Origin of the sequence: Serinicoccus sp. CNJ-927, assembly GCF_001942435.1 — a bacterium.
Classification (GTDB): domain Bacteria; phylum Actinomycetota; class Actinomycetes; order Actinomycetales; family Dermatophilaceae; genus Ornithinicoccus; species Ornithinicoccus marinus.
Genome location: NZ_MKKF01000011.1, coordinates 389877 through 409679 on the forward strand (window position 1 = coordinate 389877; position 19803 = coordinate 409679).

Annotated in this window: 19 protein-coding genes and 2 pseudogenes; 8 read left to right on the plus strand and 13 right to left on the minus strand. The window is 72.9% G+C overall.

Features of this window, described 5'->3' with window-relative positions:
• Positions 1 to 30: 30 nt before the first annotated feature.
• A complete protein-coding gene (locus BJF86_RS05850) occupies positions 31 to 741 on the plus strand; it encodes a pseudouridine synthase (RefSeq protein ID WP_237768096.1) in 711 nt (236 codons plus the stop codon).
• On the opposite strand, the gene BJF86_RS05855 is transcribed toward BJF86_RS05850, so the two are convergent.
• Complete coding sequence (locus BJF86_RS05855; protein WP_075817319.1) at positions 733 to 927, minus strand: hypothetical protein; 195 nt, start codon at positions 925 to 927, stop codon at positions 733 to 735. The two genes, BJF86_RS05850 and BJF86_RS05855, sit on opposite strands and share 9 nt — an antisense overlap.
• Positions 928 to 1091: 164 nt before the next feature.
• Between BJF86_RS05855 and BJF86_RS05860 the strand changes: the two genes are divergently transcribed.
• On the plus strand, positions 1092 to 2924 hold the full coding sequence (locus BJF86_RS05860) for a glycoside hydrolase family 15 protein (RefSeq protein WP_075814994.1): 1833 nt from the start codon (positions 1092 to 1094) through the stop codon (positions 2922 to 2924).
• A 131-nt stretch (positions 2925 to 3055) separates the two neighbouring features.
• Here BJF86_RS05860 and BJF86_RS05865 read toward each other — a convergent pair whose 3' ends face one another.
• From BJF86_RS05865 to BJF86_RS05880, 4 genes and pseudogenes are all read right to left on the minus strand, one after another.
• Positions 3056 to 4447 carry a S8 family serine peptidase gene (locus tag BJF86_RS05865; protein WP_075817321.1) on the minus strand — a complete coding sequence of 464 codons (1392 nt, stop codon included), beginning with the start codon at positions 4445 to 4447 and terminating at the stop codon, positions 3056 to 3058.
• A 92-nt stretch (positions 4448 to 4539) separates the two neighbouring features.
• Positions 4540 to 6855, minus strand: a pseudogene (locus BJF86_RS18735) (cell wall-binding repeat-containing protein); the annotation flags it as partial.
• A gap of 325 nt (positions 6856 to 7180) precedes the next feature.
• Positions 7181 to 8146 carry an acyl-CoA thioesterase gene (locus tag BJF86_RS05875; RefSeq protein WP_075817325.1) on the minus strand — a complete coding sequence of 322 codons (966 nt, stop codon included), beginning with the start codon at positions 8144 to 8146 and terminating at the stop codon, positions 7181 to 7183.
• A gap of 18 nt (positions 8147 to 8164) precedes the next feature.
• Positions 8165 to 9235: an aldo/keto reductase gene (locus BJF86_RS05880; protein ID WP_075817327.1), complete on the minus strand. Its 1071-nt coding sequence runs from the start codon at positions 9233 to 9235 to the stop codon at positions 8165 to 8167.
• Between the two features lie 62 nt (positions 9236 to 9297).
• Between BJF86_RS05880 and BJF86_RS05885 the strand changes: the two genes are divergently transcribed.
• The gene (locus BJF86_RS05885) at positions 9298 to 10011 is read left to right on the plus strand and encodes a hypothetical protein (protein ID WP_075817329.1); all 714 of its coding nucleotides are present in this window, start codon (positions 9298 to 9300) and stop codon (positions 10009 to 10011) included.
• Positions 10012 to 10145: 134 nt separating this feature from the next.
• Here BJF86_RS05885 and BJF86_RS19505 read toward each other — a convergent pair whose 3' ends face one another.
• From BJF86_RS19505 to BJF86_RS05900, 3 genes and pseudogenes are all read right to left on the minus strand, one after another.
• Complete coding sequence (locus BJF86_RS19505) at positions 10146 to 10523, minus strand: LutC/YkgG family protein (protein WP_321166151.1); 378 nt, start codon at positions 10521 to 10523, stop codon at positions 10146 to 10148.
• Positions 10524 to 10789: 266 nt separating this feature from the next.
• Positions 10790 to 12222 (minus strand): annotated as a pseudogene (locus BJF86_RS05895) (LutB/LldF family L-lactate oxidation iron-sulfur protein).
• A 41-nt stretch (positions 12223 to 12263) separates the two neighbouring features.
• Positions 12264 to 13052 (minus strand): (Fe-S)-binding protein, encoded by a 789-nt coding sequence (locus BJF86_RS05900; protein ID WP_022924290.1) that lies wholly within the window; start codon positions 13050 to 13052, stop codon positions 12264 to 12266.
• 104 nt (positions 13053 to 13156) lie between these two features.
• Between BJF86_RS05900 and BJF86_RS05905 the strand changes: the two genes are divergently transcribed.
• Positions 13157 to 13654 carry an acyl-CoA thioesterase gene (locus BJF86_RS05905; RefSeq protein ID WP_075817333.1) on the plus strand — a complete coding sequence of 166 codons (498 nt, stop codon included), beginning with the start codon at positions 13157 to 13159 and terminating at the stop codon, positions 13652 to 13654.
• On the plus strand, positions 13651 to 14361 hold the full coding sequence (locus tag BJF86_RS05910; RefSeq protein ID WP_075817335.1) for a hypothetical protein: 711 nt from the start codon (positions 13651 to 13653) through the stop codon (positions 14359 to 14361). The genes BJF86_RS05905 and BJF86_RS05910 overlap by 4 nt, the downstream gene beginning before the upstream one ends.
• 92 nt (positions 14362 to 14453) lie before the next feature.
• Here BJF86_RS05910 and BJF86_RS05915 read toward each other — a convergent pair whose 3' ends face one another.
• Positions 14454 to 14996 (minus strand): winged helix-turn-helix domain-containing protein, encoded by a 543-nt coding sequence (locus tag BJF86_RS05915; protein ID WP_075817337.1) that lies wholly within the window; start codon positions 14994 to 14996, stop codon positions 14454 to 14456.
• Positions 14993 to 15592: a hypothetical protein gene (locus BJF86_RS05920; RefSeq protein ID WP_075817339.1), complete on the minus strand. Its 600-nt coding sequence runs from the start codon at positions 15590 to 15592 to the stop codon at positions 14993 to 14995. Before BJF86_RS05920 ends, BJF86_RS05915 begins: the two co-directional genes overlap by 4 nt.
• A 60-nt stretch (positions 15593 to 15652) precedes the next feature.
• On the opposite strand from BJF86_RS05920, the gene BJF86_RS18740 reads away from it, so the two are divergent.
• Positions 15653 to 16483 carry an MFS transporter gene (locus BJF86_RS18740; protein ID WP_237768097.1) on the plus strand — a complete coding sequence of 277 codons (831 nt, stop codon included), beginning with the start codon at positions 15653 to 15655 and terminating at the stop codon, positions 16481 to 16483.
• Positions 16441 to 16923, plus strand: coding sequence for a hypothetical protein (locus tag BJF86_RS18745; protein ID WP_237768098.1), 483 nt, complete (start codon positions 16441 to 16443; stop codon positions 16921 to 16923). Before BJF86_RS18740 ends, BJF86_RS18745 begins: the two co-directional genes overlap by 43 nt.
• Before the next feature lie 83 nt (positions 16924 to 17006).
• On the opposite strand, the gene BJF86_RS05930 is transcribed toward BJF86_RS18745, so the two are convergent.
• Together BJF86_RS05930 and BJF86_RS19300 are read right to left on the minus strand one after the other, a co-directional pair.
• Positions 17007 to 17192 carry a hypothetical protein gene (locus BJF86_RS05930; RefSeq protein WP_075817341.1) on the minus strand — a complete coding sequence of 62 codons (186 nt, stop codon included), beginning with the start codon at positions 17190 to 17192 and terminating at the stop codon, positions 17007 to 17009.
• 150 nt (positions 17193 to 17342) lie between these two features.
• Complete coding sequence (locus BJF86_RS19300) at positions 17343 to 17468, minus strand: hypothetical protein (RefSeq protein ID WP_269087258.1); 126 nt, start codon at positions 17466 to 17468, stop codon at positions 17343 to 17345.
• A 146-nt stretch (positions 17469 to 17614) separates the two neighbouring features.
• On the opposite strand from BJF86_RS19300, the gene BJF86_RS05935 reads away from it, so the two are divergent.
• Positions 17615 to 18934 (plus strand): hemolysin family protein, encoded by a 1320-nt coding sequence (locus BJF86_RS05935; RefSeq protein WP_075817343.1) that lies wholly within the window; start codon positions 17615 to 17617, stop codon positions 18932 to 18934.
• 84 nt (positions 18935 to 19018) lie between these two features.
• Here BJF86_RS05935 and BJF86_RS05940 read toward each other — a convergent pair whose 3' ends face one another.
• Positions 19019 to 19705 carry an aspartate/glutamate racemase family protein gene (locus BJF86_RS05940; protein WP_075817345.1) on the minus strand — a complete coding sequence of 229 codons (687 nt, stop codon included), beginning with the start codon at positions 19703 to 19705 and terminating at the stop codon, positions 19019 to 19021.
• Positions 19706 to 19803: the final 98 nt, after the last annotated feature.

The following is a 19803-nucleotide window of genomic DNA, read 5'->3' on the forward strand; positions in this document are numbered from 1 at the left end:
CGACCGCGGGACGGCATACCGGCCGGGCGGGTGGTCCACCTCTACCGCGACCTGCCGCAGGAGGTGCCGGTCCCGTTCGAGGTCGACGTCCTCGAGCACGACGAGGGCACCGGGCTGCTGGTCGTGGACAAGCCGCCCTTCCTGGCGACGATGCCCCGCGGCCGGCACGTCGCGGAGACCGTCGTGGTGCGGCTGCGTCGGGCGCTGGACCTGCCGGAGATCGCGCCGGTCCACCGCCTCGACCGGCTGACCAGCGGCGTCCTGCTCCTCACTACCCGCGCCTCGGCCCGCGCTGCTTACCAGCGGATGGTCCAGGCCGGCGGTCTGCGCAAGACCTACGAGGCGCTCGCCCCCGCCCGAGACGACGTGGACCTCCCGCTCACCGTCCGCACCCGGATCGTCAAGGAGCGCGGCTCGCTGCAGGCGCGCTCGGTCGCCGGAGAGCCCGACGCGGTCACCCACGTGGAGCTGCTCGGCGAGCGTGCGGGTCGTGGGCACTACCGGCTCACGCCGCAGACCGGCCGCACCCACCAGCTCCGGGTGCACCTCGCCGGGCTCGGCATGCCCATCGACGGCGACCCGCTCTATCCCACGGTCCGGCCGGTCGACCCCGACGACCTCGGCACGCCGCTGCAGCTGCTCGCGGCCGGGCTGTCCTTCGTCGACCCGGTCACCGGGCAGGACCGCGACTACGCCTCGCGGCGGCGGCTGCCCATCAGCGGTGTCGACGGCTCAGCCTGACCGCGAGCGCAGCATCCCGAGCAGCGGTGAGCCGGCACCCATGAGGAAGCCGAGGTCGTACCAGTTGCCGGCACGCATCTCGTTGTAGAAGGGGAACTGCTCCCACGCGCCGAAGACGTGCGCGATGAGCACCACCCACGCCGTCAGGCCGTTCCACACACCCCACAGCAGGTCGCTCCACCACATCGCCGGTGTCCTCTCGCTCGTCCGTCACGGGCGGTCAGCCACCCACGGGTGCGGCCGACCGGTCGCTCTATGGTGCACCGCCCACCTGTGCCGCAGGTGTGCACCGCCACGCGCGGGCGGCAGGGGTGCCGGACGCGCCGCACGCGGCTGACAGAATCCTGGGTATGACTGCGGCGGAGAACCCTGGCCCGGACGTCCCCATCGGCGACTACGCGGTGGTCGGCGACATGCGCACCGCCGCGCTCGTCTCACCCGAGGGCAGCGTGGACTGGCTCTGCCTGCCCCGCTTCGACTCGCCCTCCGTCTTCGCCTCCCTGCTCGGGACCGAGCAGGACGGGCGCTGGTTGATCCGCGTCGTCGACGGCGAGGTCGAGGACCGCGACTACGTCGAGGGCACCTTCGTCTTCCGCACGCGCTGGCGAGGCCCCGACGGCGCCGCCGAGGTGACGACCTTCATGCCGCACGTCGACGGCCGCTCCGACATCGTCCGGGTGGTGCGGTGCACCTCCGGACGGGTCGAGGTCGAGCACGAGCTGGTCATGCGCTTCGAGTACGCCACGGTGCGGCCGTGGGTGCACCGGACCACGGTCGAGGAGGAGGACGGCCGGACCGAGGAGGTGCTCACCGCGGTCGGTGGGCCCTCGCGACTCATCCTGCACGGCCCGCTGCCCGAGGCGGTCCGCGAGGAGGACGCGCACCGGGCCCGGCACACCCTGGACGAGGGGGAGGAGCTGGCCTGGGTGCTGACCGGCCAGGCATCGTGGAAGCCGCTGCCCGCGCGGATCGACGTCCCCGCGGTGCTCGAGGAGACCATCCGGGACTGGCGTGGCTGGAGCGGGCAGATCCAGGCGACCGGTCCCTGGGCGCGGCAGGTGACGCGCTCGCTGACCGTCCTGCGGGCGTTGACGCATACCGACACCGGCGGCATCGTCGCCGCAGCGACCACCTCGCTGCCCGAGGACCCGGGCGGCGAGCGCAACTGGGACTACCGCTTCACGTGGCTGCGCGACTCCGCGCTCACCCTCCAGGCGATGATCATGCACGGGCTCGACGGCGGGGCGCAGGCGTGGAAGGACTGGTTGCTGCGCGCCATCGCCGGCCACGCCAACCAGCTGCGGATCATGTATGGCCTGGCCGGTGAGCGCGACCTCCTCGAGCGCGAGCTGGACCACCTGCAGGGGTATGCCGACTCCCGCCCGGTCCGCATCGGCAACGGCGCCGCGTCGCAGTACCAGGCCGACGTCATCGGCGAGGTCATGCTCGCCCTGGCCGACCTGCGGGACGCCGGCATCGCTGAGGACGGCTACAGCTGGGGGATCCAGAAGATGATGCTCGCCACCCAGGCCGAGCGGCTCGACGAGCCCGACCACGGCATCTGGGAGATGCGCGGCGACAAGCACTTCTTCACCCACGGCCGGGTCATGGTGTGGGCCGCCTTCGACCAGGGGATCCGGGCCGTCGAGGAGCACGGCCTGCGCGGCGACGTGGAGCACTGGCGCGAGCTGCGCGACCGGGTCCGCCGGGAGATCGAGGAGCAGGGCGTGGGCCCGGACGGAGCCTTCCGGCAGACCTACGGCGCCGACGAGGTGGACGCCTCGCTGCTGCAGATCCCGCACACCGGCTTCTGCGGCTACGACGACCCGCGCATGCTCGCCACGGTCGAGCGGCTGGAGCGCGAGCTCGTCGACGACGAGGGCTTCCTGCACCGCTACCGGATGACCGAGAGCGACAACATGGACGGTCTCGCCGGGGGAGAGGCACCCTTCCTCATCTGCACGTTCTGGCTGGTCGAGCAGTATGCCCGCTCCGGCCGGATCGAGGACGCCGAGCGGCTCATGCACGCATGCGTGGACGCCGGGGCGCCGTTGGACCTGCTCGCCGAGGAGTACGACCCGGCCTCGCGTCGGATGCTGGGCAACTACCCGCAGGCGTTCAGCCACCTGGGACTGGTCCGTGCCGCCGACGCCATCGCCGACGTGCGGGAGCCGTCGGCCTGAGGCATACCGCGCGGTCGGTCGACGTAGACCGCGCGGCCGTTCGGGGGAAGGCGAAGGGCCTGCCCCTCCCGGTGGGAGAGGCGGGCCCGTCGCGGTGACCGGCCGGGGCGCTGCGCCCCGGCCGGCCGAGGTCACGGCGTGTTGACCGAGACCAGGGTGTAGGCGACCTCCTCGGTGCCGTCGCTGTAGCCGATCGCACCCATGTAGCGGGTGGCGGCCTCCAGCCCGGTCCAGGCGGCGGTCAGGTCCAGCGGCGTGCCGGCGACCACCGTCACCGGGGACGGCGTGACCGACATGTTGCCCTCGTCCGCGGACGGCGTGAAGACGTGGAGCGGACCGTTGGCCGACGCACCAGCGGCGCCGTTCCAGTAGTCGACGGCCACGGTGTAATCGCCCGGGGCAGGCGCCATCATCGTGATCGACTCGTCCGAGCCACCGGCGGCCGACTGTGCGACGACGTTGCCGTCGCTGTCCTCCAGGAAGAGGTCCAGGTCGAGCTCGGCCGGCGTCCATTCCGACTCCACGACCTCGACCCGGATGGCCGTGGTGCCCTCCGGCACCGTGACCGTCTGAGTGTAGTCGTCGTAGTCGGCGCCACCGGCCGGGCCGTCGGAGGTGACCTCCACCTCGGTGACCTGCGAGGCCATGAGGCCGTGCACGACCGAGGTGAGCTCACCGGTGAAGCCCGGGGTGACCTCGAAGGTCGCCGAGCCCTCGGTGGTGTCGCCGCGGATCTCCTCCGGCGCACCCATGGCCACCGGCCGGATGGCCAGCGGGCTCGTCACGTCGGCGCCGGGACCAGTCCAGGTGAGCGACCCGAAGGTCCACTCGTCCAGCGGCGCACCCGCGGTGGTGAACGAGACCGTGAAGGTCGCCGTGCCACCGGGCTCCACGGTGACCGTGGCGGGCTCGACGACCACGTCGACGCCCGGGGGCGCCTCGACCTCGGCGGTGAACGTGCCACCGTCGCCCGTCGCGTCGGTCACGGTGCGGGTGACGGTCTGCGCGCCGCCCAGGTCACCGATGGCGATGCTCGGGTAGTTGAGGTCGCTCGCATCGGTCGTGCCGATGTCCTCGCAGATGGCGGCCAAGCCGACCAGCTGCAGCTGGCCGATGGCGCAGGCGTAGGCCAGCCAGTCCTCGGCACCCGAGTCGTAGACCAGCGGCGTGTCGTAGGCAACACCCGGCTCGACCTCACCGGACCCGTAGTGGAGCGGGCTGGCCGGCGCACCGGCGTAGTTGATCAGCTCGCCCTCGGAGTTGGTCGGGTCGGCCGTCGTCATCATGGCGGACTTGACGCCCATCGGGCCCCAGTCCGGGTTGTCCTGCATCATCAGCGCGGCCAGGCCGGCGATGTGCGGGGCGGACATGGAGGTGCCGGAGAGGCTGTCGAAGTTGCTGCCACTGGCGGACCCGGCCGGGGAGACCGCGGCGATGACGTCGACACCCGGGGCGGTGATGTCCGGCTTGAGCAGGTCCCCGCCACCGGCGATCGCCGGGCCGTAGGAGCTGAAGCCGGCCATCTCCGGGACGGTGATCTCCGGGCCTCGCCGGAGGCCGAGATGGTGGCCATCGGGTCGGGGTCGGAGGCCTCGTACTCCTTGATCGCGTCACCGGCCGTGCCGTTGACGTGGATCGTGGGCACCGAGTGGAAGTCGCCGTTGAGCGACTCGTCGTTGGTGTTGTTGGCCAGGATCATGCCGACACCACCGGCGGCCTCGACCGTCTCGCTCTTCTCCACCCGGGCGTTGGTGCCGCGGGTGCAGATGACGATGTGGTCCGCAGCCTCGGCCGCGTCCAGCGAGCCCGGCAGGCACAGCAGCGCCTGGTCGGCGGTCGCGCCCGCAGCGGGGATGTCGACCGAGTTGACCAGCGGGGCCGGGCCGGCACCTGCACCGGCGCTGATGCCGGCATAGGTCTGAGTGCTGTCCGCGAACAGCGCCTTGATCTGGATCCGGACGTCGTCGTTCAGCGCACCCTCGCCACCGAGGATGACCGCGGACTCGGGAGCCAGCGCCTCCATGCCGTCGAGCACGACGCTGGGCACCCGGTCGGGGCGGCTCAGCATGACGGGCACGCCCTGGTAGCCGGCGAGTGCCGACCCCGCGAGAGCGTCCGGGTAGTCGCGCCCGGTGGCGGTGTGCACCACGGGCGCCGGGTCGTCCGCGCTGAAGCCGAACTGCTCGGCGACGGCGACGGACGTGCCGTACCGGTCCTTGCCGGCGAGGCGCTCAGAGGCGCCGAGCTCCTCGAAGACGTCACCGGTCACGGCCTTGGGCCCACCGATGACGTGCACCTCGGGGTCGCCCATCGCGGCAAGTGCCTCACGGACCGAGTTGGGCACCCGGTCGGTCTTGGTGAGCAGCACGGGCACGCCCTCGCTCCCGGCGAGCGCGGAGCCGGACAGCGCATCCGGGAAGGCCTCGTCCTGTCCGGTGGCGACGTAGACGTGGTCCGCGTCGCCGTACTGCTGCGCGACCAGGGCGGCGGTCTCGTAGCGGTCGGCACCCGCGACACGGGTCACCGTGCCGTAGTCCTCCAGCTCCTCCGCGACGCTGTCGGAGACCGCGACCTCACCGCCGAGCACGACGATGTTGTCGGGGTCGATCGACTCCAGCGCGTCCATGGTGGCGCCCGGGATCTCGTCGACCTTGGTGAGCAGCACCGGGGCGGGCGAGCCGTCGGGAGCGACCGCCGGCTGGTCGAGACCGGTCGCGGGGACCAGGCCCTGCGAGGCGGCCGCGGCGCCGGACAGCGCGTCGGCGAACTGGTTGCCGGTGGCGATGTAGACGGTGTCCACGCCCTCCGGGTAGGCCGCGGCGATCTGGGCCGCGGTGTCGTACCGGTCGGTGCCGGAGACGCGGGTGACGGGTGGCCCGTCGCCCAGCTCGACCTCGGCCGAGTTGGTGCGGTCGTGCGTGGAGGCGGCGACCGTCGTGGTCCACGGCGAGTTGTGCGCGACCGAGCCCGGACCCAGGTCGTCGCCCGAGTTGCCGGCCGAGGTCGACACGAAGACGCCGGCGTTCGCGGCGTCGAAGAAGGCCAGCTCGTCAGCGGTCACCACGAACTGCGAGGAACCGGAGACCGAGTAGTTGATGACGTCCACACCGTCCGCGACCGCGTCGTCGATCGCGGCGACCAGGCCACCGGTCGTGCCGCTGCCGCCGCCGTCCTCGGTCGCCCAGAGCGCCTTGTAGAACGCGAGGTGGGCGGCCGGCGCCATACCGCTGCCGGTGCCCAGCTCGGTGCCGGCGAAGTCCATGGGGACGTCGATGTTGCCGGCCGAGGTGCCACCCACGTGGCTGCCGTGACCGTCGGTGTCGCGCGGCGACAGGAAGTCGAACGCGGTGTTGTTGCCCTCGGGGTAGTACCGCGCGCCGATGACCTTGCTGTTGCACTCCACGTTGTCGGCCGGGTCGGCCGAGTCGCCCTCGACGCACTCACCGTTCCAGTCGGCGGGCGGCTCCGGGTCGCCCGGCAGCGCGGCGAAGCTGGGGTTCTCCGGCCAGAAGCCGGTGTCGATGATGCCGACGACCATGCCCGCACCCGCGTCGGCGTCGCCGCCGAACTGGGTGTTCCAGACGCCGTCCTCGCCGGTCAGGCCCAGGTAGTCCGGGGTGGTGATGGTGTCGGTGGTCCGGACCTCGTCCTCCCACACCGCGGCGACGGCGGGGTCTTTGCGCAGGGCGGACACCTGCGAGCCGGTCAGCTCGGCGGTGAAGCCGTTGAACGAGGTCGAGTAGGTGTAGCGGGCGTCCGCCCGGTCCAGGCCGACCGAGTCGAGCACGGCGTTCTGCTGCCGGTCGAGGTATGCGGTGTACTCCTCGGCGGCGGCGCTCGTGGTGCTGAGCTTCTCCCCCTCGGCGGGCTTGGTCGCGGGGATGCCGCTGACGCCGCCCTCGTAGGCGGCCAGCGAGCTGTCCGCGAGCATGACGATGTAGGTCCCGTCCTCGTTGACCGTGATCTCCGGGTTCGCCCATGCTGCGGGGGCGACCAGGGCCAGCGGTGCGACGACGGCCCCTGCGCCGACGAGCGCCAGCAGGCGCGTCCTCCGGCGAGCAGATGGCTGGTGCACAGTGTGTCCTTTGCTTGGAACGGTGGGACGCCGCCGCTGGACAGCCCGTCTCCGTCGACGAGCCGCGTGATCCCCAGAGGTGACCCTTGGCAGTATCGTCCGGGGTTCCCAGGGTGTCTACAGCGAGTTGGTACAGGGATCCCGTCGTGACCGGATCGTTACCCTGACGCAGCGTCAGCGCTCAGTGGTCCGCGGACCCCTTGAGCCGCACCATGCCCTCCTGTCCGACGGTCGCGAGCAGCGTCCCGTCGGCGGCGAACATGTGCCCCGTCCCCAACCCCCGACCGGACTGCGCGGACGGGGAGCTCTGGGTGTAGAGCACCCAGTCGTCGACCCGTGCCGGGCGGTGGAACCACATGGAGTGGTCCAGGCTCGCCGGACGCAGCCGCGGGTCGCCCCAGCCCAGGCCGTGACGCCGCAGCACCGGCTCGAGCAGCACGTAGTCCGAGGCGTAGGCCAGGATCGCCGCGTGCAGCAGCGGGTCCTGCGGCAGCTCGCGGGCGATCCGCAACCACACCGACTGCTCGCCCGGTCCCGGCTCGGTCGGGCCGAGCAGCAGCGGCTCCACGTGGCGCAGCTCGACCGGTCGGCGCCGCGCGGTCTCCTGCGCCACAGGGTGCGGCACCTGCTCGAGGACCTGCCGGTCCGAGCGGAGACCGTCCGGCCCGGGGACGTCGGGCATCGCGATCTGGTGCTCCAGGCCGCCGGCCTGCTCCTGGAAGGACATGATGATCGACATGAGGATGCGCCCGTCCTGCACGGCGTGCACCCGCCGGGCGCTGAAGCTGCGCCCGTCGCGCATGCGCTCGACGAGGAAGCGCAGCGGACGGTCGGCGTCGCCCGCGCGCAGGAAGTAGCCGTGCATCGAGTGGATCGGGCGGTCCAGCGGCGCGGGGTCGGTGCCGTCCTCCACCGGCTCGACCGTGCGGCCCGCAGCGATGAGGCACTGGGCGATCACCTGGCCGCCGAAGACGCGGCCGTGCGGCATGGGCTGGCTGCGAGCGGAGAAGACGTCGCCCTGCGAGTCCGCCAGGTCCTCACCCAACCCCTCGGGCGAGGTGACCCGGATGGTGGTGCTGCCCTCCCGGCGCAGGTCGAGCACGTCGAGCAGGTCGTCGATGGGGTAGTCCAGGGGTGCCTCGGTCACGGGGCGAAGCCTAGTGACTCACTCGATGTCGGCAGAGGCCGCCCAGAGGTCGACCCCCTCGGTGCTGCCCGACAGCCGGTCGATCTCGGCGATCTCCTCGTCGGTGAAGTCGGTGCGGTGGGCGGCCGCGAGGTTCTCCTCGAGCTGCCGCACGCTGGAGACGCCGATGAGGGTCGAGGTCACCCCACCGGGCCGGATCGCCCAGGACAGCGCCATCTGGGCCAGGCTCTGCCCGCGCCGCTGGGCCACGGCGGCCAACCCGCGCAGCCGCTCCAGGTTGTCCTCGGTGAGCACCCCCTCGTCGAAGGAGGGACGCTGCATCGAGCGCTGGGCCTCGTCGTCGCCGAGGTACTTGTCGGTCAGCAGTCCCTGGGCGAGCGCGGTGAACCCGATCGAGCCCATGCCGTGCTCCGACAGCGTCGTGAGCAGGCCGTCCTCGGGCCACCGGTTGAGCATGCTGTAGGCCGGCTGATGGATGACCAGCGGCGTGCCCAGGTCTCGCGCCACGGCGACGGCCTCGGCGGTGCGCTCCGGGGAGTAGCTGGAGATCCCGGCACACAGCGCCTTGCCCTGGCGGATCGCGGTGTCGAGCGCCCCGATGGTCTCCGCGACGGGCGTGTCCTCGTCCGCGCGGTGGGAGTAGAAGATGTCGACGGCCTCCACGCTCATGCGGCGCAGCGACTCCTCCAGGCTGGTCAGGAGGTACTTCCGCGAGCCGAGCATGCCGTAAGGTCCGGGCCACATGTCCCACCCGGCCTTGGTCGAGAGCACCAGCTCGTGCCGGTAGGGCGTGAAGTCGGTGCGCATCATGCGCCCGAAGTTCTCCTCCGCGGAGCCGTAGGGCGGGCCGTAGTTGTTGGCGAGGTCGAAGTGCGTGATGCCCTCGTCGACGGCGCGGCGCAGGATCTCCCGCTGGGTGTCGAACGGCCGGTTGTCGCCGAAGTTGTACCAGAGCCCCAGGGACAGCGGCGGCAGCAGCAGTCCGCTCTCGCCCACCCGGCGGTAGTCCAGCTTCTGGTGCCGGTCGGGGGCCGCGACGTAGGGCCGGTGGGTGTCCGGGACGTCCTGCGCGTAATAGGGCTCGCTCATGGGGCAACGCTACGCCGGTCGGCTCCCAGCCGCGGGCCAGCAGCGCACGGCACGATGGTGGTATGCCCCCACCCACCCCGCCCCGGCGGACCTGGGTCGCCGTCGTCGCCCTGGTGCTGCTCGCCGCGGTGGCGGTGCTCACCTGGCGGCCGGTGGTCGGGTGGGCCGAGCGGGCCGCGGCGCCGTGCTCGGTCGTCGTGGCCGGTGAGCGGGTGCCGCTGGACCGGGAGCAGGCGCAGGCCGCGGCCGCGACGGCCGCCGGCGACGGTGACGTGGCCGCCCCGGCCGGGGCGGGCATACCGGAGGGCGTCGTCGAGGCCGTCAGGGGTGCTCGCGAGAGCACCGCGCTGACCTGCCGGACGAGCGCCCCCGACGTCGTGGCGCAGGAGCTCACCGCCGACGGCCTCACGCCGCGGGCCCAGACCGTGCTCGAGGAGGTCCGGCGCTCCTTCCCCGACCTGCCCACCGGCGGCTTCGCCCCGGGCGGGGTCGACTCCGGCCACGGCGCGGAGTCCACGCACTACGACGGACGGGCGGTCGACGTCTTCGTCCGGCCCGTGAGCGAGGCCAACCGGGACCGCGGCTGGATCCTCGCGCAGTGGCTCGTGGCGCACGCCGAGGAGCTGTCGGTGCAGTACGTCATCTTCGACGACCACTACTGGGGGGTGCGTGAGTCGGTCCGGGGCTGGCAGGACTACCGCGTCCCCGGCGGCTCGCAGGACCCGGTGCTGCGCCACCTCGACCACGTCCACGTCGACGTGCTGCGGGGGGAGTGACGCCGGATCGGCGATGGGGGCAGGTGGGCCACACCCTCGGCGTCCTGAGCAGAGAAACACTCCCCACACAGGCGCTGCAGCACGCGTCTCGAGCACCTTTCTCTGCTCAGGTCCTCGGGGAGCGGCAGGGCGGGTCAGCCCACCACGACGACGTCGAGGACGCGGGGCCCGTGGACGCCCTCGACCCGGTCCAGCTCGATGTCGCTGGTCGCGCTCGGGCCGCTGATCCAGGTCAACGGGCGGGCAGGGTCCAGGAGGGCGACCGCCTCGGGCACGTCGTGGACGACCTGGTCGGCGCGGATCACGCAGACGTGCTGGTCGGGCACGAGGGTGAGCGCCCGGCGGCCCTGGTCCTCGGTGTGGTCCAGCACGATGGTGCCGGTGGTCGCGATGCCGACGCGGGCCGCCGTCACCACCGCGTCGATCTCGTCCAGCGCGCCAGGGCTCAGCGGGCTGCCGTCCTCACCGGTGTCGCGGCGCAGCCACATCCCGGCCGCCTGCGAGGGCTCCACCCAGGTCGCCTCGAGCCCGTCGGGCACGAGCACGGCGTGCGCCCGGCCGCGGGCCAGCGCAGCGGCCACCTCCGCTCCGACCCGGTCCGGGGCGCAGGGGACGACGGTGGCGCGGTAGTCGGCGACGTTGTCCACGAAGAGGTCCAGGGTCCCCGCCGCGGACGCCGGGGCGGCCGAGATGGTCGGCACCTCGCCGCGCGCGCCGACAGGGGTGGTCACGTCGGCGGTGGCCTCGCGCAGCCGCGTCAGGATCTCCTCGCGCGCGCTCACGCGTCCTCCCCGGTATGCCCGTCGTTGCGGTGGGTGCGCGCCCACCACTGCCGGAAGGTCTCGGTGGGTGGGGTCGGCACGTCGCGCGCTGGGCCCAGGCGCCCAGACCCGGCACCGACCGGATGGTCCGGTCGCCGAGCAGCCGACCGCCGATCGTGGCCGCCTTCTGCGCGGCCTCGAGCCGGCGGTGGTCGCCGAAGACCCAGGAGGCGGCGCGCATACCCGCGGCCTCCGCGCTGCGCCCACTGGCCTCGTCGACGACCTGGGTGCGCAGGTGGACCAGGAGGGAGGGGATGTCGATCCGCACCGGGCAGGCCTCGAAGCAGGCGCCGCACAGCGAGCTGGCGTAGGGCAGGCTCTTGTCGACGTCGGAGGAGACACCGCGCAGCTGCGGGTTGAGCACCGCGCCAATGGGCCCGGGGTAGACCGAGCCGTAGGCGTGCCCACCGGCCCGCTCGTAGACCGGGCAGACGTTGAGGCAGGCCGAGCAGCGGATGCAGCGCAGCGCCTCCCGGCCGACCTCGTCGGCGAGCACCCGGCTGCGGCCGTTGTCGAGGAGCACGACGTGCACCTCCTGCGGCCCGTCGCCGGGGGTGACGCCGGTCCAGGTGGAGGTGTAGGGGTTCATCCGCTCGCCGGTGCTGGAGCGGGGCAGCAGCTGCATCATCGTGCCGAGGTCGGCGAAGGTCGGCAGCACCTTCTCCACCCCGACGATGCTCACCAGCGTCTGGGGGAGCGTGAGGCACATGCGGCCGTTGCCCTCGGACTCGACGACGACGAGCGTGCCGGTGTCGGCGACCGCGAAGTTGGCGCCGGAGACGGCGACCTTGGCGCGCAGGAACTTCTCCCGCAGGTGCAGCCGCGCCGCCTCGGCCAGCCGCGCCGGCTCGTCGGTGAGGTCCTCGGGCGCGGCCCGCCCGGCCCCGCCCATCTCGCGCCGGAAGATCTCCCGGATCTCGGCCCGGTTGCGGTGGATGGCCGGCACCAGGATGTGGCTGGGGCGGTCCTCGCCGAGCTGCACGATGAGCTCGGCCAGGTCGGTCTCCCAGGCGGCGATCCCGGCCTCCTCGAGCGCCTCGTTGAGCTCGATCTCCTGGGTGGCCATCGACTTGACCTTGACCACCTCGTCGGTGCCCTGGGCCCGGGCGACGTCGATGACGACCTGGTTGGCCTCGGCCGCGTCGCGGGCCCAGTGCACGGTCGCGCCGCGCGCGGTGAGGTTGGCCTCGAGCTGCTCGAGGTAGTCGGGCAGGTGGTGCAGCGCCTCGTCCTTGGCGTCCGCCCCGGCGACGCGCAGCGCCTCCCAGTCGGCGACCTCGCCCACCACGGCGGCCCGCTTGGCGCGGATCGTGGCGGTCGCGTGCGCGAGGTTGCGGCGCTGCTGGGTGTCGGCGAGGGCGCCCTTCGCGGCGCGCTGGAAGGAGGGCATGCCGAGGAAGGTGGACGACGTCTGCTGCGCCGGTATGCCGCTCACGCCGGGTCCTCCTCGGTCGCGGCGAGGATCTGCGCGAGGTGCACGGTGCGCACTCCCGAGCGCTGCCGGTCCAGGATCCCGCCGATGTGCGCCAGACAGGAGTTGTCGCCCGCGGCGAGCACCTCGGCGCCGGTGTCGCGGACGTGCCGGGCCTTGTCGGCGCCCATGGCGATGGAGGTGTCGGCGTTCTTCACCGCGAAGGTCCCGCCGAAGCCGCAGCACTCGGTCGCGCGCGGCAGCTCGACGAGGTCCAGGCCCCGCACCTCGCGCAGCAGCCGCAGCGGCTTGTCGCCGACCCCGAGCATGCGCAGGCTGTGGCAGGTGGGGTGGTAGGTGACCCGGTGCGGGTAGTAGGCCCCGACGTCGGTGACCCCGAGCACGTCGACGAGGAACTCGGACAGCTCGCGCACCCGCGGGGCCCGCTCCTCGACCTCGCGCTCCAGCCCGTGGTCACCGGCCCGTCGGGCCAGCATGGCGTGCTGCTCCCGGACCGATCCGACGCAGGAGCCGCTGGGCGCGACCACGTGGTCGAAGCCGTCGAAGACGTCGACGAAGCGGCGCACGAGCGGGGTGGCGGCGTCGGCATACCCGGTGTTGGTGAACATCTGCCCGCAGCACGTCTGTTCCCGCGGAAAGGCCACGCGGCAGCCCAGGCGCTCGAGCAGGGTGACGGTGGCGCGCGGGGCCTCGGGCCACATCGTGTCGTTGAAGCACGTGGCGAAGAGCGCGACGCTCACCCCGGTGCCGGGGCGGTCGCGGTCCGTGCCGACGTCGGTGGCGGTCATCGGTCTCCTCGTGTCGCAGGGTCCCCGCCCACGCTACCAGTCGCCGGGATCGAGGGTCGGCACCCGTGGCCCCCGCCACGCGGGCGTCGCGACACAATGGCGCCATGAGCACCTCCCTGCCCGACGTCCCCGAGGTGGCCTCGGTCTTCGACATCACCGTGCGCTGGTCGGACCTGGACGCCTACGCCCACGTCAACAACGTGCAGTACCTCCGGCTCTTCGAGGAGGCCCGGGTCCACGCCTTCAAGGCGTGGTTCGGTCAGGGCCGTGACCTCATCGACGAGGGGATGCTCGTGGTCTCGCAGGCGATCGACTACCTGCTGCCGATGGAGTTCGCCTATGCCCCCGCCCGGGTCGCGGTGTGGTGCGGCGGGGTCGGGGGCGCCAGCTTCGAGCTCGGGTATGCCGTCGCCGGGCCGGAGGGGGACGACACCGTCTATGCGCGGGGCCGGGTGAGCCTGGTCGCCTACGACCTGCGGCAGCAGCGGCCGCGGCGGCTCGGGGCGGAGGAGCGGGAGGCGCTGGCCGCGGTGACCGGCCCGAGCCCCGTGCTGCGCAGCGACCGGTCGGTCGGCGGAGGGGCCCGCGGGGCGACCGCGTGAGCGGCGGCTCGAGGCTCGCCTTCCCCGACGGGGAGGGCCTGGCCGACCTCGCGACGTTTGCGCGGCGGGCGTCGGTGCTCGACGAGGGCGGGGCCATCCGGCTGCAGGTGACCGGCGGTGCGCGTCCGGTGCTGGGCGCCTGGGTGTGCGTGCTGCCCGGTCAGGGAGTGCTGCGCTCGGGGCTCGTGCTGGGGCTGCGGACGATGGCGCTCGCGACCGGGCAGGAGGCGCTCGACGTCACCGTGCCGCTGGCCGGGCTGGCCGACCGCTTCGCGAGGCGGGCCTCGACCGGGGACGTGTCGATGACGCTGCCGGTGCCGCCGACGACGGTCACGCCGCCCTGGACTGCGCTCTCGCCGCCGATGGGTGGCTGGGAGCGGGTCGACGAGATCGCGCTGGAGATGCTGGCGCAGGGGGCGCGTGACGGGATCGCCGAGGTGGCGCAGGGCTCGCCCGAGGGCTCCGGCTCGGCGGCCGTGGGCGCACTGCGGGCCCGGGTGTGGGGGCGACCGCTGCCGGGGACCGGTGGGTCTGGCGAGGGAGCGGGCGCTGCGGTGCCGGCTGGGGCAGCGCTCGCCGCGCACGCGCTCGGCTTTCTCGGGCCGGACGGGGCTGGCCTACCTCCCGGGGCCGCGGCGTTCGTCCACCGCAACGGCCCCTGGCTGCGGGTGTCGACCGCGGCAGGCCACGTCGTGCTGCGGCCGTGAGTTCTTGGACATCGGGAAGTGGTGCCCCCGCCCCGGAAACCGATGTCCAGATCCGTGGGCCGGCCGGAGGCCGACCGGTCCGGGTCAGGCCGTCAGTCGCCGGGCTGGGCGCTCAGGGCCTCCGGGTGGAGGGCGAGGAAGAACGACCACGGCTCGGCGTCCGGGTCTCGCGGGCGGTCGTGGAACTCCATGACCAGCTCGTGGAGCCGACGCCGGAACTCCGCCAGCTCCTCCGGCGGCAGCCTGAGTCGGAGGCGGGTCAGCGTGACGTCGGTGCGGTCCGCCGGGACCTGCCCGAGCTCGGCGACGAAGGCCTCGACCATGCTGGGGGAGATGGTGGGGGTGCGGGCATACCAGGAGCGCCCGGTGGCGCGGTAGGGGATCTCCCGCGCGCCGCGTCGTCCGCGCCGCGGCTCCAGGGCCTCGAGAAAGCCGGTGTCGACGAGGGTGCGGACGTGGTGCAGACACGTGGCGGGGTTGAGCCCGAGGACATCGGCGATCTCCCGGTTGGTGAGCGGCTCGTCCAGGGTGAGGCGCAGGATCCGCAGCCGCAGCCCGGAGGCCAGCGCCTTGGCCTCGGCGTCGCTGGCGTCGAAGGGCTGCTCCCTCGCTCGCCGCTCGCCCGCCGGGGTCACCGGACCGCCCCGGAGCGGCGCATGAGCTCGCCGAGGAGATGGGCATACCCCCGGGCGTCGTCGATGGCGCGATGGGTATGCGCCACGTCGCCGAGCCAGTCCGGCGGCAGCGTGTGCGGGGAGATCTCGCCGACCGGGCGGCCGAGGACGGCGGCGGCGTAGCTGCGCAGGCAGAGCGCGCCGTGGTCGAAGAGGGTGTCGGTCTCGTAGGGACCCATGGTGAGGCCGTAGCGGGTGAAGCGCCGCAGGTAGAGGTCGATCCACGGGCCGTCGAAGGCGATCGGGGAGGCGGCGAAGGCCCGCGGACGGGGGAGTGCCGCGACCCAGTCGACCCAGCGGGCCATGACCTCCGGCACCGGCTCCGGGTCGGTGGTGCACGCGGCCCAGGCCTCGGGGTGCCCCTGGAACCACGCGAGCGTGTCGGGGTTGGGCGCGGCGCCCGGCAGCGGCTCGAGCACCGCCTCGAAGGTGTCGACCTCCTCGCCGGTCTCGCGGACCGCGACGCTGGCGAAGGACCGCATCGAGTTGGGCCCGGGCCAGGGCCCGTCGACCTCGATGTCGGTCACGATGTAGAGCCAGGAGTCGCCAGCCGCCATGCCGGCATCCTACGCAAAAGTGATTGACAGAACTCAATCACTTGCCGCAGGATCATCGGCGTGACCTCGCCCCGACCCGGCAGCCTCTGGCGCCACCACGACTTCCGCCAGCTCTGGATGGGCGATACCGTCTCCGTCTTCGGGGCGCAGTTCGTGGGCTTCGCGATGCCGCTCATGGCGGTACAGCTGCTCGGGGCGGACGCCTTCGAGATGGGCCTGCTCGCGGCGCTGGAGTCGCTGGCCTTCCTGCTCATCGGGCTGCCCGCCGGGGCCTGGGTCGACCGGTGGCGCAAGAAGCGGGTGCTCGTGCTCGGCGACCTGTCGCGGGCCGCGCTGCTGCTCACCCTGCCGGTGGCGTGGCTGCTGGACGCGCTGACGATGTGGCAGGTCTACGTCGTGGCCTTCGGGGTCGGCTGCATCACCGTCTTCTTCGACGTCGCGAACCAGTCCTACCTGCCCGAGATCGTCGACGGCGACCAGATCAGCGACGGCAACGGCAAGCTGCAGGCCAGCCAGCAGGCGGCGTTCGTCGTCGGGCCGGCCGCCGCGTCCGTCCTGGTCCGCCTCCTGGGCTCACCGCTCACCATCGCGGTGACCTCGGTCTGCATGGGGCTGTCCTCGCTCTTCGTCAGCCGGATCCGCCACGAGGAGCAGGCGCCCGACCCCGAGGCACGGCGCCCGCTGGTGACCGAGATCCGTGAGGGTCTGGGCTTCGTGCTCGGCCATCCTTTGCTGCGCCGGATCGTCGCGTGCACCGGGCTCACCAACTTCTCCTCCAGCGGCATCTTCGCCCTCTTCGTCCTGTATGCCGTCACGACCTCGGGTTCTCGGAGACCACCCTCGGTCTGGTGCTGTCGCTCGGGGCGGTCGGCGGCATCCTGGGCGCGGTGACGTCGGGGTGGTTCGGCCGGCTCGTCGGCGAGGGGCGCTCGATCCCCATCGCCTCGCTGCTGGGCAGCCTGGCCCTGCTCACGGTGCCGCTCGCCTCGATCCTGCCGCCGGTGCCGACGCTGCTCGTCGGCAACCTGCTCATCTCCTGGGCGGTCGTCGTCTACAACGTCGTGCAGGTCAGCTTCCGCCAGCGGCTCTGCCCCAAGCCGCTGCTGGGCCGGATGAACGCCTCGATCCGCTTCCTGGTGTGGGGCCCGATGCCGATCGGCGCCTTCCTCGGCGGCGTGCTCGGCCGCGAGCTGGGTGTGATCCCCACGATGTGGATCTTCTCGACCCTGTGCGTGCTGGCCTCGCTGCCGGTGCTGCTCTCACCGCTCATCGGGATGCGCGACCTGCCGCGCGAGCTGGACGCGCTCGCCCCCGCCACGGACGCGGAGTGACCACGGCATAGCACGACCGTCATCGGCAAACTTCCCGATGACGGTCGTGCTATGCGTGGTCACTCCGCGCGGGGACCGGGCGGTCAGTGCGGCGCACGGGCGGGCCGGCCCTGGAACAGCGCCAGGGCACGGTCCCAGGAGCCCTTGCGGCGGCCGCGCGACGCGGCGTCGAGGGCCGTCGCGTGCCGGCGCCGGGCCAGCCGTCGCTGCAGGTCGCGCTCGCGCTCGGCCGCCTCGGAGCGGGCGAGCATCAGCTGGAGGTCGTTCATGATGGTGTCCTTCTCGAACGGTGGCGGGTGTCCCCTGTGGCACGTGGCCGCGGGGGCTGGACCGAGGGGTCACGGGGAGGCCGCAGCGCCGGCCGGTGACCGGACGTGCGGGAAGGTGAGGCCTCGGGGTGGAGACGGGTGCGTGCCCGCTCAGTGGCGGGCGACTGCTCCGTGGCCGGCGCGTACGCCGGACCGGGGAGTGCTCGCTCCCGCGTCGCGCGGCGCGATGCTGCGCGGCAGGTCGATGACGAGGCCGAGGGTCAGCAGGCTGGACATGGCGGGGGCACTCCTTCCGGTCGGTCCACGAACGCCGGATGCGTCCGAGAGGACCAGCATGGCGCTCCTGGCCGAGCGCCCGCAACGGGTTTCTCGACCGCACTCCGAGCGGACCTGGGGCCGGCCGCGCGGCATACCCTGACCGCATGGATGCCGCCCTGCTGACCAACATCGCGCTGGTGCTGCTCTTCGTGCTCGTCGGGGGCGTCTTCGCGGCGACCGAGATGGCGATCGTGTCGCTGCGACCCTCGCAGGTCGACGACATCGAGCGCTCCGGCGAGCGGGGCGCGCGGATCGCCGAGCTGGTGCGCGACCCCAACACCTTCCTCTCCGCCGTCCAGGTCGGGGTCACCGTCGCCGGCTTCTTCTCCTCGGCCTTCGGCGGCGCGACGATCTCACCGTCGGTGTCGGCCTGGCTGCAGCGCCTGGGTATGCCCGAATCGGTCGCGGACCCGGTCGCCCTGGTCGCGATGACCCTCGTGATCGCCTACCTGTCCCTGGTGCTGGGTGAGCTCGCGCCGAAGCGGCTGGCGATGCAGCGCTCGGCCGGGTTCACCCGCGCGCTGGCGCCGCCGCTCGGGTTCTTCGCGACGCTGCTCCGGCCGGTCATCTGGTTCCTCTCGGTCTCGACCAACCTCGTGGTGCGGCTGCTCGGCGGCGACCCGGACGCGACCAGCGAGGAGATGACGATCGAGGAGCTGCGGCGGACCGTCGAGGACAACCGCGACCTGCGGCCCTACAGCCGCGAGATCCTCTCCGACGTCTTCCGCGCGGCCGAGCGCACCCTCGGCGACGTGCTCCGCCCGCGTCCGGACGTGCAGTTCCTCGCCGCGGACGCCACCGTCGCCGAGGTCGTCGGGCCGGTGCGCGACAGCGGGCACAGCCGCTACCCGGTCACCGACCAGGGCGTCGACGACGTGCTCGGCTTCGTGCACATCCGGGACCTGCTGACCCTGCCCGAGGCCGAGCGCGAGCAGCGGAAGGTCCGCGAGGTCGTCCGCGAGATCACCGCGCTGCCGGTCACCAAGCCGGTGCTGGCCACGCTCGCGCTGCTGCGCGCCGAGCAGCAGCACCTGGCGCTCGTGGTCGACGAGCACGGCGGCACCGAGGGCATCGTCACCATCGAGGACCTCGTCGAGGAGGTCGTCGGGGAGATCTACGACGAGTACGACACCGACCGCGACCCGGAGGACTCGCTCGTCCGCGCCGGGGGGCGGGCCGTCGTGTCGGGAAGCCTCATCGTCGAGGAGCTGGAGGACGCGCTCGGGCTGGCGCTGCCGCACGGCTCCTACGAAACGGTCGCCGGGCTGGTCCTGGACCGGCTGGGGCGGCTCGCGGAGGAGGGTGACAGCGTCGCGCTCGACGACGTGCGGCTCACCGTGGTCGGGCTGGAGGGGCTGCGGATCACCGAGGTCGAGGTGGTGCGGGAGAAGGCGCCCGGGGGCGAGAGGAAGCGGCCCGGCTGAGGGCATACGTGCCGATGGTGGTGCAGGACCGTGCGTCACATCCGTGCTCCCAGCAACGGGTGTGACGCACCACTGCGCACAGGGCTACCCCAGCGCGGCGTCCAGGGCAGCCTCGACGTGCAGCGCGGTCGTGGCGAAGACGGGCACGTCGACGTCGTCGGCCCCGAGCAGCAGCTCGATCTCGGTGCAGCCGAGGATCACGCCCCGCGCCCCGCGCTCGACGAGGTCGGCGACGCCCCGCTGGTAGGCCTGCCGCGACTCCTCGCGCACGACGCCCAGGCAGAGCTCGTCGTAGATGACGCGGTGCACCAGCTCGCGGTCCGGCGCGTCCGGCACGAGCACGTCCAGGCCGTGGTCGGCGAGCCGCCCGGTGTAGAAGTCCTGCTCCATCGTGAAGGCTGTGCCGAGCAGCCCGACCCGCTCGATCCCGGCGCCCTGCACGGCCCGCGCGGTGGCGTCCGCCAGGTGCAGCAGCGGTATGCCTACGGCCGCCTGCACCTGGTCGGCCACCTTGTGCATGGTGGTGCAGATGAGCAGCAGGTCCGCACCGGCCGCCTCGACGCCGCGCGCCTCGGCGGCGAGCAGCCGGCCCGCGGCCTCCCAGTCGCCGGCGACCTGCATGGCCTCGACCTGCGCGAAGTCCACCGACGCCAGGACCAGGCGGGCGGAGTGCAGACCACCCAACCTGTCCCGGACGCCCTCGTTGAGGAGGCGGTAGTACTCCGCGCTCGACTCCCAGCTCATGCCGCCCAGCAGCCCGATCGTCCGCATAGATATCCCAGGGTCTAGCTTGTCAAGCTGCGGCGGGGTGGCGGTGGGCCCAGGCGGTGTGTTCGTCGTAAGGGGTGCGGTGTTTGAGGCAGCCGTGC

Bases quoted from the DNA above. Each gene is read 5' to 3' on its own strand.
- BJF86_RS05940 (WP_075817345.1), bottom strand. From the start codon at position 19,705: ATGCGGACGATCGGGCTGCTGGGCGGCATGAGCTGGGAGTCGAGCGCG.
- BJF86_RS05860 (WP_075814994.1), top strand. From the start codon at position 1,092: ATGACTGCGGCGGAGAACCCTGGCCCGGACGTCCCCATCGGCGACTAC.
- BJF86_RS05930 (WP_075817341.1), bottom strand. From the start codon at position 17,192: ATGAACGACCTCCAGCTGATGCTCGCCCGCTCCGAGGCGGCCGAGCGC.
- BJF86_RS05920 (WP_075817339.1), bottom strand. From the start codon at position 15,592: ATGGCGGCTGGCGACTCCTGGCTCTACATCGTGACCGACATCGAGGTC.
- BJF86_RS05855 (WP_075817319.1), bottom strand. From the start codon at position 927: ATGTGGTGGAGCGACCTGCTGTGGGGTGTGTGGAACGGCCTGACGGCG.
- BJF86_RS19300 (WP_269087258.1), bottom strand. From the start codon at position 17,468: ATGTCCAGCCTGCTGACCCTCGGCCTCGTCATCGACCTGCCGCGCAGC.
- BJF86_RS05935 (WP_075817343.1), top strand. From the start codon at position 17,615: ATGGATGCCGCCCTGCTGACCAACATCGCGCTGGTGCTGCTCTTCGTG.
- BJF86_RS05905 (WP_075817333.1), top strand. From the start codon at position 13,157: ATGAGCACCTCCCTGCCCGACGTCCCCGAGGTGGCCTCGGTCTTCGAC.
- BJF86_RS05865 (WP_075817321.1), bottom strand. From the start codon at position 4,447: ATGGCCGGCTTCAGCTCCTACGGCCCGGCGATCGCCGGTGGCGGGGAC.
- BJF86_RS05885 (WP_075817329.1), top strand. From the start codon at position 9,298: ATGCCCCCACCCACCCCGCCCCGGCGGACCTGGGTCGCCGTCGTCGCC.
- BJF86_RS05880 (WP_075817327.1), bottom strand. From the start codon at position 9,235: ATGAGCGAGCCCTATTACGCGCAGGACGTCCCGGACACCCACCGGCCC.
- BJF86_RS05900 (WP_022924290.1), bottom strand. From the start codon at position 13,052: ATGACCGCCACCGACGTCGGCACGGACCGCGACCGCCCCGGCACCGGG.